At 44.4% G+C, this 12,255-nt stretch carries 20 protein-coding genes; 12 read left to right on the top strand and 8 right to left on the bottom strand.

Annotated features, from left to right (window positions below; all coding sequences use genetic code 11):
• The first annotated feature begins 352 nt into the window (after positions 1 to 352).
• Positions 353 to 553, top strand: a complete 201-nt coding sequence (locus tag MiSe_RS43410) for a hypothetical protein (protein ID WP_226592563.1) — start codon at positions 353 to 355, stop codon at positions 551 to 553.
• A gap of 176 nt (positions 554 to 729) precedes the next feature.
• Here the strand turns inward: MiSe_RS43410 and MiSe_RS43405 are convergent, their stop codons facing one another.
• On the bottom strand, positions 730 to 1,044 hold the full coding sequence (locus MiSe_RS43405) for a TMEM14 family protein (protein ID WP_226592561.1): 315 nt from the start codon (positions 1,042 to 1,044) through the stop codon (positions 730 to 732).
• A 355-nt stretch (positions 1,045 to 1,399) separates the two neighbouring features.
• Between MiSe_RS43405 and MiSe_RS43400 the strand changes: the two genes are divergently transcribed.
• Both MiSe_RS43400 and MiSe_RS43395 read left to right on the top strand, forming a co-directional pair.
• Complete coding sequence (locus MiSe_RS43400; protein WP_307731647.1) at positions 1,400 to 2,053, top strand: ComF family protein; 654 nt, start codon at positions 1,400 to 1,402, stop codon at positions 2,051 to 2,053.
• 108 nt (positions 2,054 to 2,161) lie between these two features.
• Complete coding sequence (locus MiSe_RS43395) at positions 2,162 to 2,620, top strand: PPC domain-containing protein (protein ID WP_226592556.1); 459 nt, start codon at positions 2,162 to 2,164, stop codon at positions 2,618 to 2,620.
• 236 nt (positions 2,621 to 2,856) lie between these two features.
• Here the strand turns inward: MiSe_RS43395 and cobS are convergent, their stop codons facing one another.
• Positions 2,857 to 3,648 carry an adenosylcobinamide-GDP ribazoletransferase gene (cobS, locus tag MiSe_RS43390; protein WP_226592554.1) on the bottom strand — a complete coding sequence of 264 codons (792 nt, stop codon included), beginning with the start codon at positions 3,646 to 3,648 and terminating at the stop codon, positions 2,857 to 2,859.
• 329 nt (positions 3,649 to 3,977) lie between these two features.
• Here cobS and MiSe_RS43385 point away from each other — a divergent pair, with 329 nt between their 5' ends.
• The 3 genes from MiSe_RS43385 to MiSe_RS43375 all read left to right on the top strand — a co-directional run bounded on the left by MiSe_RS43385 (position 3,978) and on the right by MiSe_RS43375 (position 5,956).
• Positions 3,978 to 4,427 carry a hypothetical protein gene (locus tag MiSe_RS43385; RefSeq protein WP_226592552.1) on the top strand — a complete coding sequence of 150 codons (450 nt, stop codon included), beginning with the start codon at positions 3,978 to 3,980 and terminating at the stop codon, positions 4,425 to 4,427.
• A gap of 209 nt (positions 4,428 to 4,636) precedes the next feature.
• Positions 4,637 to 5,764: a tRNA guanosine(34) transglycosylase Tgt gene (tgt, locus tag MiSe_RS43380; RefSeq protein WP_226592550.1), complete on the top strand. Its 1,128-nt coding sequence runs from the start codon at positions 4,637 to 4,639 to the stop codon at positions 5,762 to 5,764.
• 54 nt (positions 5,765 to 5,818) lie between these two features.
• Entirely contained in the window at positions 5,819 to 5,956 is a 138-nt protein-coding gene (locus MiSe_RS43375; protein WP_226592548.1) for a photosystem II reaction center protein K, read from the top strand.
• A gap of 13 nt (positions 5,957 to 5,969) precedes the next feature.
• Here the strand turns inward: MiSe_RS43375 and MiSe_RS51640 are convergent, their stop codons facing one another.
• The gene (locus MiSe_RS51640; protein ID WP_264196974.1) at positions 5,970 to 6,092 is read right to left on the bottom strand and encodes a hypothetical protein; all 123 of its coding nucleotides are present in this window, start codon (positions 6,090 to 6,092) and stop codon (positions 5,970 to 5,972) included.
• 171 nt (positions 6,093 to 6,263) lie between these two features.
• On the opposite strand from MiSe_RS51640, the gene MiSe_RS43370 reads away from it, so the two are divergent.
• From MiSe_RS43370 to MiSe_RS43355, 4 genes are read left to right on the top strand one after another with little or no spacing between them, the layout of a single operon-like run.
• Positions 6,264 to 6,482 (top strand): DUF433 domain-containing protein, encoded by a 219-nt coding sequence (locus tag MiSe_RS43370; protein WP_226592546.1) that lies wholly within the window; start codon positions 6,264 to 6,266, stop codon positions 6,480 to 6,482.
• 1 nt (position 6,483) lies between these two features.
• The gene (locus MiSe_RS43365) at positions 6,484 to 6,804 is read left to right on the top strand and encodes a DUF5615 family PIN-like protein (protein ID WP_226592544.1); all 321 of its coding nucleotides are present in this window, start codon (positions 6,484 to 6,486) and stop codon (positions 6,802 to 6,804) included.
• A gap of 56 nt (positions 6,805 to 6,860) precedes the next feature.
• Positions 6,861 to 7,199, top strand: coding sequence for a DUF433 domain-containing protein (locus tag MiSe_RS43360; protein ID WP_226592542.1), 339 nt, complete (start codon positions 6,861 to 6,863; stop codon positions 7,197 to 7,199).
• Positions 7,192 to 7,551: a DUF5615 family PIN-like protein gene (locus MiSe_RS43355; RefSeq protein WP_226592540.1), complete on the top strand. Its 360-nt coding sequence runs from the start codon at positions 7,192 to 7,194 to the stop codon at positions 7,549 to 7,551. The genes MiSe_RS43360 and MiSe_RS43355 overlap by 8 nt, the downstream gene beginning before the upstream one ends.
• Before the next feature lie 73 nt (positions 7,552 to 7,624).
• On the opposite strand, the gene MiSe_RS43350 is transcribed toward MiSe_RS43355, so the two are convergent.
• Positions 7,625 to 8,113, bottom strand: coding sequence for a helix-turn-helix transcriptional regulator (locus MiSe_RS43350; protein WP_226592538.1), 489 nt, complete (start codon positions 8,111 to 8,113; stop codon positions 7,625 to 7,627).
• Between the two features lie 310 nt (positions 8,114 to 8,423).
• Here MiSe_RS43350 and MiSe_RS43345 point away from each other — a divergent pair, with 310 nt between their 5' ends.
• On the top strand, positions 8,424 to 9,014 hold the full coding sequence (locus MiSe_RS43345; RefSeq protein ID WP_226592537.1) for a hypothetical protein: 591 nt from the start codon (positions 8,424 to 8,426) through the stop codon (positions 9,012 to 9,014).
• A 4-nt stretch (positions 9,015 to 9,018) separates the two neighbouring features.
• Positions 9,019 to 9,429 (top strand): hypothetical protein, encoded by a 411-nt coding sequence (locus MiSe_RS43340; protein WP_226592535.1) that lies wholly within the window; start codon positions 9,019 to 9,021, stop codon positions 9,427 to 9,429.
• 209 nt (positions 9,430 to 9,638) lie between these two features.
• Here MiSe_RS43340 and MiSe_RS43335 read toward each other — a convergent pair whose 3' ends face one another.
• From MiSe_RS43335 to MiSe_RS43320, 4 genes are all read right to left on the bottom strand, one after another.
• Complete coding sequence (locus tag MiSe_RS43335; protein ID WP_226592533.1) at positions 9,639 to 10,067, bottom strand: type II toxin-antitoxin system VapC family toxin; 429 nt, start codon at positions 10,065 to 10,067, stop codon at positions 9,639 to 9,641.
• Positions 10,064 to 10,768, bottom strand: a complete 705-nt coding sequence (locus MiSe_RS43330; RefSeq protein ID WP_226592531.1) for a hypothetical protein — start codon at positions 10,766 to 10,768, stop codon at positions 10,064 to 10,066. The genes MiSe_RS43335 and MiSe_RS43330 overlap by 4 nt, the downstream gene beginning before the upstream one ends.
• A gap of 121 nt (positions 10,769 to 10,889) precedes the next feature.
• Positions 10,890 to 11,954 (bottom strand): biotin synthase BioB, encoded by a 1,065-nt coding sequence (gene bioB, locus MiSe_RS43325; RefSeq protein ID WP_226592529.1) that lies wholly within the window; start codon positions 11,952 to 11,954, stop codon positions 10,890 to 10,892.
• A gap of 41 nt (positions 11,955 to 11,995) precedes the next feature.
• The coding region (locus MiSe_RS43320) for a hypothetical protein (RefSeq protein ID WP_226592527.1) at positions 11,996 to 12,255 on the bottom strand (260 nt) is incomplete at its 5' end.

Below are 12,255 nucleotides of genomic sequence, written 5' to 3'. Positions count from 1 at the left end.
GGTGAGCGGACCCGCAGGATGCCCATCCCACAAGCAAAATTGATCTCTTGTGGGGTGAGCGGACCCGCAGGATGCCCATCCCACAAGCAAAATTGATCTCTTGTGGGGTGGGCGTCCCGCCTGCCCGTCTATTGGTGCAAGATCTGATCGCACCCCGTCTACGGTTGAGCAAATTCGCTATTTTTCTATGATCTGTGTCACTAAAATCGGACAAAATCGTCACATTTTTTCGGCAATCCATATCACAATATTGCCGGACTATTCTCACGTTTTTTATATGCTGCCAATCACCTAACTTCCTCAATAATTTGACGATATTAAAATAGCTGAGTTTCGCTATTGCCTTACTGCTATGCAATCTCAACTCTATTGGCACTCCGCTACCATCGAAGCGCTCTCCGGTCAGATCATGGTTTCTGGTATAATGACGCTTGCCGATCGATATCAGATTAGATCTGCCCTGTTAAATGATTCTCTCAGCGAAGCAGATCAAGTCATCATTAACCGTCTACTTTATGGCGTCCGGCATGGCTTGGTCAAAATTGTCGATTAAATTCTCACCTACTAGCAACAGCCTTGTATTCTCTGCAACCTTTAATTCCGAAAAATTACTGGTTAGGCTCTCCAAGGGAAGCACAGCTTAGGTTTTTGCTATTTTCGCACATTTTTCATTCCCCTATTCCACAAAATGTAAACTGTGTTCGCGGGGTTTTGCCAGAAAAAATATGCCTAGGCCAGCCAACCCAAGGCGAACGCAATAGTTGCTGCTAAACTCAACAACATCATCAAACCGGCTGGCATAAATTTACGAGTGCGAACAAACCTGATAATAAAAGTAATTAAAAGAACGGCGGCGATCGCAGTTGCTATCCCCAATTTTATCCCTGTCGCTCCCGGCAACAACCAGGTTGCTAATAAAGCTGCACCGCTGAATAGCCCAGATATGAGAGACATTTTGCTTTTGGCTTTGAGGTAACCGAAAACGCCGCCAAAAATCACAATCAAAGCATAAACTGGAATGGTAAAAACTGCGATTTGAGCCATAGTTTTAAGGTCCAGGTAGGAGAGAGAAAGATTGGTAGGGTAGTACTTTGACCAACCAGTCTGTGAGGGGGGCAAGATATCTCGTTAAAGTAAGAGAAATCTAAAAATTAGATAAATTTAGGGAAGCATAAGCCTGGAGATGGATGAGAATAAAAAGTAGTTTTGGTAAGGTGAAAAAGCCTATGTAGCAGAGGTTAGTATTATGTCTTTACAAGAGCTAGGAATGTTAGCATTATTACTAAGTCCCGGTCTTTTACTTTCCATTTTGATTATGGTGACGTTCGCGGCGGGTGGTTGATCGCAAGGAGTGCGAATTAGATTCTACATGGGAATCCGGATACCAAAGATTAACGGCTTGTTAAGTTTATTTCTGCAATCGAATTGTCCCATCTGCCAGCGTCAAACGCCGGAAGTGTTATGTCTGTACTGTCAGCGACAACTGCAACGCTGTCAACTCAATAGCGCGAGGCAACTTTGGCACTCTGAGTTGCCAGTGTTTGCTTGGGGTAGCTATGGCGGTGCGGTTAAGACTTCGCTCGCTGTGCTGAAATACGATAATAAACCCCAAATCGCCCAACCCTTGGGACAATGGCTCGGTAAAGCATGGCTCAATTCTGACCTCGCTGGGACTGAGAAACTGACAGTCGTCCCGATTCCCCTGCACGGGAACAAGCTGCGCCAGCGCGGATATAATCAAGCCGAATTGCTGGCAGAAAGTTTTTGTCAGGTAACAAGATTACCCTTACAGCGACACGGCTTGGAACGAGTGCGGGAAACTGAAGCTCAGTTTACACTAGGAGCGGCCGAACGGGAGAAAAACCTGAAGAGCGCGTTTGCAGTGGGGAAAAATTGGCAAAAGTCACGTCCTACTGCCAGCGTGCTGCTATTAGATGATATTTACACAACTGGGGCTACGGCGCGGGCGGCGGCTGATGTGTTGCGCCGACAAGGGATAAGGGTATATGGTTTGGTAGCGATCGCTGCTTCAGGGCAGAATGTTTCTCGATAATTTTTAGATAAATTTAAGATGCGGCTGCTGCCAATCAAAGAAAGTCTAAACAGCGACCTCTATAATTAACACGCTTACGCTTTTTTTGCCGAAATACTGCGGTTTATCATGATTCAAGCTTTCGCTACTCGGTTTAGATCTGTCCCGATAGTTCCTGCCACTTTGCTAGCGCTCAGTCTGTGTGCTGGATCTGTTCGCGCTCAACAATGTCAGGCGTATAATCCACAGCCTTTACCCCCTGGTGGCGAGGTGAGCGGTAACCTCTCAGATAAAGATATTCCCACGGGACAGGGCGGGTTTGCGCGGGACTATACGGTAACTCTGACTGCGGGAGACAATGTAGCGATCGATCTAACGTCTGAGGGCTTTGATACGATTGTGACGCTGCTATCTAAAGACGGCGCAACGGTAGCGGAAAATGATGATGGCCCAGATGGCAGCACTAACTCGCTTTTATTCACGCGCATTAAAGATGGAGGGACTTATATTGTCCGGGTGCGAGCTTTCGGCGAAACCGCAGGGGGTGATTTTAAGCTTAAGGTAACGCGGTTGCGACCCGTTCAGTAATAACGCAAGTTGCTAGTTACATCAAGCGGTAATGGCTAATGGCTAATGGTTAATGGCTAATGGCTACTTTTCAAGAAGGCAAAAGCTATCCCTTGATGTAACTAACTCAAGTTGCTAGTTACAACCATAATGGGTTGCTCGCATCGCTAATTGCTCGTTGCTCATGCGAATATTTTTCGGTTAGACAATTAGCCATTAGCAATTAGCCATTAGCTCTCCTCGTCTTACCCACCAATTTAAAGACCAGTGAGCAGACAGAGTAATAAAGCTTCTGTCCACTCGACGACGGCACCGTAAGTATCGCCGGTATGACCGCCCAATTTATGATTGAACCAGGCACCTGTGAGAACTGCGATCGCTCCTCCACCAAAGGTCATCCCAGCGGCTAAAATCCAACTACGCCGATCCAGGAAAATTTGTAAGGCGCTTAGTGCCAACAATAGCAGCAGTCCCGGCAACAAATCGTTTGGGGAATGAATCGATTCTTTATGAATGGCACCTTTGCCCTCTGCTTTGAGGTAAGGATAAGAAATAATTGCCACCAGCTGTCCCCACCTTCCCCACCCCGCTGCTGCCATTAACACAACCGGGCGATAGGATTCTAGATCGCACAGAGCGGTGGTTTTGAGCAGTAATACCGCGATCGCTGCCATCGCCCCAAATGCCCCCGTCAGGCTATCTGACATCACCTCTAAGCGACGTTCGGGATCTTGAACTGCCAGTCCATCCGCCGTATCCATCGCTCCATCAAGATGCAGTCCTCCAGTCAAAGCGATCCACGTCACAACTACGAGGGCAGATCTGGTGAGGACAGGCATTCCCAGCTGTTGTAAGCCAAAATCAAGCAATCCCAACAGTCCCCCAATCATCAATCCGATTAGGGGGGCGAGGCGCGCCATTCCCCGGAAGGCGAGCGTCCAACTCGTGGGCACGGGGAGACAGGTGTAGAATGCGATCGCGGCGGCGAGTGCCGCCCCCTGTCTTTGCCAAAATGGGCTTTTCGATTGTTCCAAGCGTCGATGATTCACCGTCACACTCCTACCGCCTACCGTATCCCTACGCCAGTGCGTGTATCAAATAGCTAGATTTGAGGTCGTCAACTAAGTAAAATCCATTACGAAGCGGTGATAAATTCTCCAAATAATATAGTGATTATTTCGGACATACCAGCTATTCTGGAATTAAAGCCGATTCTACAAGTCTTCGCCCAACCCATACCCTGGATTTGAGGCATCCTGTTTCAGGCTGCTGGATGTTTTTAATCTTAAGGCAAGCCTGTAGGGTCTGACCCCTGTTGTTGTATCTACCAATTTCCTGCCAATATCAAGGCGCGTTGAGGCCAAAGGTCTTTATCTTTATGCGACACGATCCATCCCCTACTCAGCTGCCAGCTCCCTGTATTATCGATACGGGCATTGTTGTTAACAAGTTGGACATGCATAGACTGCTAGCAGATTTGCACCACGTCCGTTATCTCCACATCCAGGACGAACGCTTGCAAAGTCAGGGAGAAGGATACGTGCTGGAAGTCTTTGCCGATCCAAATCGCGCTACGTTAGTGGCTAACCGCGCAATTTATTTGAATCTCTATAGTTTCGATTATCTAGAATTAAAACAATCCCCAGAGTGCGAGTGCTATTTCGATCTAGTTCAAGATAGTCGCCGCTTGCGCTTGATTCCAAGCTCAAATTCCCTGCAAGAGCGATGCACCGCCAAATTTAATGCCGCCGCCCTAGATGCAGTCGTCGATCAAGTCCTCTCCGGTAAGTGGGATCTGCAAATTGACGAAGATGATGAGCCTTTTTAATCTAGTGCAGGTGTGCAGGGTAGCACAGGCGTCTCGCCTGTGTGAGCGGGTGAGCGGGTGAGAATTACTTTTGCCCGATGCCCTATTTTGCCAAATATAGCAACCGCACTGGCATAATGAACGTTCTTAGAGCCTGAAATCCAAGATTGCTAGACCCTTCAACCCCATTGCCCCTAGCCCCTAGCTATATCAGCCGGTTTGAATTAATTTTGAGCTACAAATTTTCTTTTCAATGTCAGGCTCGCTGTAGCCATACTAAAGCGCGTGTAGGTGTTTTTACTACGCCACATGGAATTGTAGAAACACCGCGCTTTATGCCCGTAGGAACCCTCGCTACTGTTAAAACCGTGACCCCCGCGCAATTACGGGACACGGGGGCACAGATGGTATTAGCGAATACCTATCACCTCCACCTCCGACCAGGAGAAAATATTGTAGCCAGTGGTGGTGGAATCCACAAGTTTATGGGATGGAACGGCCCGATGCTCACCGATTCGGGCGGATTTCAGGTTTTCAGTTTAAGTGAAATACGTAAAATTACTGAAGAGGGAGCAACATTTCGCTCACCGTATGACGGGCGCGTCATTGAATTAACCCCAGAGCGATCGATTCAGATTCAAAACGCGCTGGGGGCGGATGTAATTATGGCGTTTGACGAATGTCCGCCTTACCCCGCGAGTCGAGAAGAGGTGGAAGCGGCAACTGGGCGGACTTACCGCTGGTTAGAGCGATGTATCAAGGCACACGGGCGTGCCGAGCAGGCATTGTTTGGAATTGTGCAAGGCGGGGTTTATCCAGATTTGAGGCAAGAAGCCGCAAAAGCTTTGGTAGACTTGGATTTATCCGGTTATGCGATTGGCGGCGTCAGTGTGGGGGAACCGGCGGCACTGATAGAAAAGATTGTAAAAGTTACTACACCGATTTTGCCGTTCGAGAAGCCGCGATATTTGATGGGGGTGGGGACATATCGGGAAATGACGCAAGCGATCGCCGCTGGTGTCGATCTATTCGATTGCGTTATACCCACCAGGTGGGCGAGACACGGGACGGCGATGGTAAACGGGGAACGCTGGAACCTGAAAAACGCTCAATTTAAGGAAGATTTTACACCTTTAGATGAGAGTTGCCCTTGTTATACTTGCCAGAACTTTAGCCGCGCTTATTTGTGCCACTTGGTGAAGTCGCGGGAAATTTTGGCTTACACGTTACTATCGATACACAACATTACCGAACTGATCCGTTTTACGCAGCGGATCAGGGAGGCGATAGTGGACGATCGCTTTGCCGAAGAATTTGCCAAATGGCTTGCGCCTGCACCCGATTCATCAGATCCATAACATGTTAAGATATACGACAATTATGAAAACTGTGTTGGAGAGGAAACATAATTCATGGAAGCGGCGCTGTTGTTGGCAAAACTGCCGGAAGCTTACTCAATTTTCGACCCCCTGGTAGATGTTCTACCTGTGATTCCCGTGTTTTTCTTGCTGTTAGCCTTCGTATGGCAAGCAGCTGTTGGTTTCAGATAAACCGATAAAAGGATTATCTAAAAGAAAAATAGGCGGCTACTCTGGAAACGGGGTAGCTGCTTTTTTTGGACGCCAGAAACCCGGTTTTTTGGAAAAACCGGGTTTCTATGTATAGGTTAAAGTAGGGGCACGGCATCGAAAGTCTTGTGGTGTCGTCGGGGATAGTGAGGATCGTGGCGTCTATACCGATTGCTGGATCTAGATTTTAGCGGTTTTGAGCAGAACGAGCGATCGCGCATCCTATGTGCAGTTACAGTAAGAGCAGCCTAACATGGTGAATATCTGACCTAAGATTGTATAACCCTGTATGCTTACCAATAACCAAATCGTCAGTTCATCCCCAGAAGTTATGGGGGGTACGCCAGTTTTTACAGGAACTAGAGTCCCCGTTCAAACGCTCTTGGATTATCTGAAAGCGGGAGAATCTATTGATGAATTTTTGGATGGATTTCCGACTGTAACAAGAAAGCAGGTGATTAGTTTGCTAGAAATAATGGAAACGCAAATTACGAATATGGTTGCATAGCATGAAACTGCTACTTGATGAGTGTATCGACCGCAAACTAGCGAGGGAACTGACAACTTATGAGGTAAAGACAGTTCCGCAAATGGGATGGCCAGGAATTAAGAATGGTCAACTTCTTACCCTCGCCGAAGCCGAGTTCGATGTTTTTATTACAGTAGACCGCAATTTGTCATTCCAGCAAAACCTACCAACATTTAACATTGCTGTTCTCGTACTACAGGCATCATCAAACCGATTAGCCGATCTCAAACCCCTCGTCCCTAATATTCTGTCTATTTTGCCCACAGCAGAAAAAGGTAAAGCTACAGTTGTGAGCATTTAATTGAGAATTGGCGATCGCCTGTGGATACAATAATTGATATAAGGAGAAATTGAACTATGCAACTAGAAGATTACTTTGACTTTCTCGCACCTAATGACATTCGTCTCAAAGGTTCGCGAATCGGGATTGAAACTATTTTGTACGAGTATATCTATCGCGCCAGGACTCCAGAGGAAATCGCCAATATTTATACATCCCTGACTCTGGAACAAGTTTATGCCACAATTCTTTACTACTTGCACAAGAAAGAAGAAGTTAGAAAATATATGGCTGACTGGCTAGAGTGGGGACACAAAATGCGGGAAGAACAAAAACGCAATCCGCCGCCAGTTGTGCAAAGATTGATGAAAATTAAGGCAGCAAAAGAAGCGATGAGAAAGGCAAGCAATGCTTAAATATCTCATTGATGAAAATGTCAATCCAGTTTATACCCATCAACTGCGGCGACGCGAACCGGATTTAGTAGTGCGTGCAGTAGGAGAACCTGGGTGTCCTGCAAGAGATACGTTAGACCCGGAAATTTTGATTTGGTGTGAAGAATATAACTTTGTATTGGTGACAAATAATCGCACTTCGATGCCCGTACACTTAATTGAACATATCACACAAAATCGTCACGTACCGGGTATTTTGATTCTTAATCCTGATATGAGTATTGCAGAAACGCTTGAAGAGTTGATTTTGATTGCGGGTGGTTCTTTTGAGGAGGAATATCAAGACCAAATTGTTCACTTGCCAATTCCTTAATGAGGATGCGATCGCTTGTTGTGAAGAGAGTGCGCGTATTTCACCCTACTACAGCATTAATTGTACAAAAACTCTAGCTAGCAGTGCTGTCGTCAATATTTAGATCTTTTATTGACAAATCTGAAATTTTTGATGTTGGTATTCTCAAATTAATTAGAAATACTATTTGATCTTTATCAATATTTATATTAGTTATATTAACTACACTATTTCCAGGTAGCAAACTATTAACTGGCACTTGAGCATTTGACTGAGATTTATATCCTGCATCCTCAAGCCATTCAGTAATATTTCTCCAATTACCTATCTTTTCATGACATTTATCCAACAGACTTTTAACATACCTGTAAATAGTGGCACACAGATCGGTTTCAACTCCCTTAACATCCTTGCCAAGCTTTTCCGCTATTTCAGCTGGACTATAACCGCAAAGCAACCCCCGTAGGTGCAGCTTCTCCACAGGTGTCAAACGCTTCCCCTTAGCAGATGCCAAGTCTGCGTACAGAGTATCCAAGTCCCAGTGGTTCGCCGCCTGGGTAAACTGCTCATTAGCCGATGCCATAGCTGGAAGTAGCGTAAATTACTGATGTAATTCTAACATACTTCCTGATACTCATCAGGAGACGGCTAGTTATAGCTAGTTTAAATTAAATAAAGAATAGCTGAGAGCAGATAGTCAATGCTAAAAACTTGGCAAAGTGTTCAACATTTGGAAAATCAATGTATACCCTTTGATCAGAAGCGGGTAATTCATTTGTTAATTATGAGTTCAATTTCTTGAAACAATAAATACCCTTAACCAATATCCCATCTAAGGTTGGTTTTATTTTTCAAATTAGCCTGTTTTTGAATCAATAGTCGATTAAATAAAAATGTCCTATACCACAGGAGAAAGAGTTACAAGTTTATACCTAGATAAGAAGATAGCAAAATTTGGAGATTCTGTATATCAATTTCGGAACATTACTGGCTTTAAAGTCAGCGAAGTTAAAAAAATTAAAATAAGTAATGTATTGCCTAATAAATATTTGCTTGTCATATACGCGGTAGGATTTGTTTTAGTAAACATAGCCAATATAGGAGCAGCAAAAATATTGGGCATGGGGCTACTTTTGTTAGCTGTTTCTGGTCTTATAGCCAATAGTCTAGATTTACAAACAGAGCCAAAAGAGTATAAACTTGAAATGTCTTTTAATTCTGGAGAAAAGAAAGAATTTATTATTAATGACACAGATTTTAAAGAAGATGTAGTTTTAGCATTATACAAATTCATGGAGAGTAGTAATGAAGAAGCATATTTCACTATTAACTTTCACAATCAATCTATCGATCAATCTCTAAAATATGAAGATAGATCTACAAGCGTTATAGCACCAGGAGGTCATTTAGTCTCAGATTCAACAGTCGTAGGTAATTTAAGTTCTGTCGCTAAAGACATCTCAGTAACCATTCCAAAGAGGTAATAAAATGGAAGATAGCTCTACCAATGTTAAAGTTCATGGCGGAAGTTTCATATCGAGGAGTTCTGTTAAAGGGGATGTAACAAGTACTGTCAGAGATATATCAGTTTCAATCGAAAAATTACCTGGTTCTTCCGATCCAGAACAACCAGGAATAAAAGAGATTCTAGAAAAGCTAAAAACAGCTATTGAAACTGAGCCTGATTTGGATGAAAAGAACAAGATAAAAGCTTTGAAGCAAGTAGAAGAAATTGCCAAAGCAGCTCAAAGCTCTAATGATGGAGAAGAGAAGGAGAAAGCAGATAATGCTATTACAATGTTGAAAGGAATCTTTTCTGGATTACAAACTGGGGCAACTTTGCTAGAAGCGTGGAATAATATACTTCCCTTGTTATCCAAGCTATTCGGTATCGGATAGTTTCGAGAAAACTGTAAATGCGATCGCTCCCAAATCCCCCAATCAAATTGAGGAGCGATCGCATTATCTTCTTTATTCAAACACTCTTCTTGGCACGAAAACCCCATCAAACCCGAACAACTAGGAATAGTAAATGATTACAATGGGTTGTAGGGGCACGGCATCAATAAGCTTTGCTCTTAACGATAAGGTTTTCTCCCGCCGTGCCCCTACCAGGATCGTTGACTCCAATCTTCCAACACCAAACCTGGAACTCTTTCAAAATCCCGCCGATTTCGCGTTACCAGAATACCGTTTCTGGAAATTACAGTAGCAGCTATGCGTAAGTCTTGCGTACCAATACGGATTCTTTGTCTCAGCAAATCTGTATAACAATTGTAAGCATCTAGATCAAACTCAAGTACATTGACTTGATTGAAAAATGCTCCGCCATCTTGTAATCCTTTATATGCCCATAGCAATCGATCGGATTGACCAGATTGTCTGATAACATTATGCCATCCTCGCGTTTGTTCTTCCACTGAAATAATTGTGACAGCAATTTCTTGACGATTAACTCGATCGACACGCTGTTTTACAAGTGGATGCTCATTTTGCCAAAGTGTCAGATGATCTGTATCGAGTATCCACAAACTCACTTATTTTCCTCCACTGCATCCATCTGACGATAATATTCTTCCATTTCTGCATCGAGTTCGCGGCGATAAGCTTCAACTTCAGCTACCATATCATTAAACAGAGGATTATCCTTATACATTCCTGAAAACTTTATCCAAGGATTTTCTGATGCAAGTTGTTGGAGTTGTCTGTCATATGCTTCCATCTTTGCATCGATTTCGCGGCGGTAAGCTTGAATTTCTGCCACCATATCATCGAACAGTGGATCGCCTTTATACTTACCAGCAAATTTCATCCAAGGATGCTCTGATTTAGCAGGTAAATCGATTTTATCAGTAATAAATTCTACTTTTTCCAAACGTGCTGTTAAAAGCTGGTTGATACTTTTTAATACAGCTTCTTTCGTTTCTCCAGTTGCTTGGATTTCTGGTAACCCCCACACTGTTGCTTGATAATTTCCCTCTTTTTCTTCAACCATTACGGCGTAAGTTAATTTTGAGAGTTGGATTTCCTGGGAAACAACTTCAGCTTTTTCTAAACGCTGTGCTAAAAGATGGCGTAGATTTGCGATCGCACTCTCTTTCGTCTCTCCACTCGCCTGACAATCTGCCAATCCCCACACCGTTGCTTTATAACTTACCTCTGTTTCCTGTTCAACCAATATAGAGTAAGTTAATTGCGTCAATGGTTCGCCTAAAGTCGTTAATAAATTAGCGTTCATAATCTGCCTTATCCTCGGTTTTTATTGATTATAACTTTTTGCTTTGTTTTGGGACATGCGATCGCCGCTCGCCCAGCCACCCGGTTTTTTAGAAAAACCGGGTTTCTTTTATGGCTACAATTTACTTTTTGGCAGCTACAAATGATGGATTAGACAAAGATTCTGGCATATCCGCTAACGGATCTCCTTCTAAAATAGAACCATCGGGTGCTTCTAAAACAAACCCAGCATCGCGAATCATTTCTAAGTCCATTTTGGCAGCTTGTCCAGCTGTGGTCAGATAATCGCCAATAAAGATAGAATTGGCTGGATAAAGACCAAGGGGTTGGAGCGATCGCATATGCACTTCCCTTCCCCCCGCTATCCGGATTTCTTGAGATGGCAGTATAAACCGGAATAAACAAAGAATCCGCAAGCATTGACGCGGATTTAGTTTTTCCAACCCTTCAAAAGGCGTACCGGGAATCGGAATTAAAAAGTTAATCGGGACGCTGGTAACGTCTAATTTCCGCAAGGACAATGCTAAATCAATTACATCGTCATCGGATTCGCCCATGCCGAGAATTCCGCCAGAACAAGTGGTGATTCCGGCTGCTTTTACATTGTGGACGGTTTGAGTGCGATCGCTAAAATTATGCGTCGTACAAATTTCCCCATGATAATCTTCCGAAGTATTCAGGTTGTGATTAACCCGATCTACACCTGCTGCTGCTAATCTTTGCGTTTGTTCTTCACTCAATAAACCCAAACAAGCGCAAATTTTTAGGTCGTAATTGGCTTTAATTTCCCGTACCGCTTCTAAAACCCTGCCAAAAACCTTTTCCCCTGGAGATCGCCCAGAGATAACCATGCAGAAAGTGCCTGCTTTTAATTGTGCAGCACGTCCGGCAGCTTCCAGAATTGTTTCTTTTGCTAGCAGCGGGTATTTCTCAATCTGTGCGGTGGAAATTTTAGACTGAGAGCAGTAATGACAATCTTCCGGACACAAACCGCTCTGTGCGTTGAGTAGAAAGTGCAATCGGACTTTATTTCCCCAATAATGACGGCGCACTCGGTACGCCGCCGCTAATTGAGCCAAAATTACTTCATCCGGCGCGCGAAGGACTGCAAGTGCTTCATCGCGAGTAATTAACTCGCCAGCGAGGGAACATTTGGCTAGTTTATTCCAATTGGGAAGATGGGTCATGGTGATTGAAACTAATTTTGTTGCGGACAATTGGGTTGAATTTATATCTTGCATCTAAAGTGTGTGGGGCGGGCAAGATGCCCACCCCACAAAGCTAAAAAAATTCTTGTGGGGTACGCGTCGGTGCCCGCCAGATGCCCACCCCACAAAGCTAGAAAAATTCTTGTGGGGTGGGCGTCGGTGCCCGCCAGATGCCCACCCCACAAAGCTAGAAAAATTCTTGTGGGGTGGGCGTCGGTGCCCGCCAGATGCCCACCCCACAAAGCTAGAAAAATTCTTGTGGGGTGGGCGTCGGTGCCCG

This window comes from Microseira wollei NIES-4236 (assembly GCF_020521235.1).
GTDB lineage: Bacteria > Cyanobacteriota > Cyanobacteriia > Cyanobacteriales > Aerosakkonemataceae > Microseira > Microseira wollei.
Note: the sequence above shows the minus strand (reverse complement) of the source record. Positions and strands in the feature narration are given on the sequence as shown.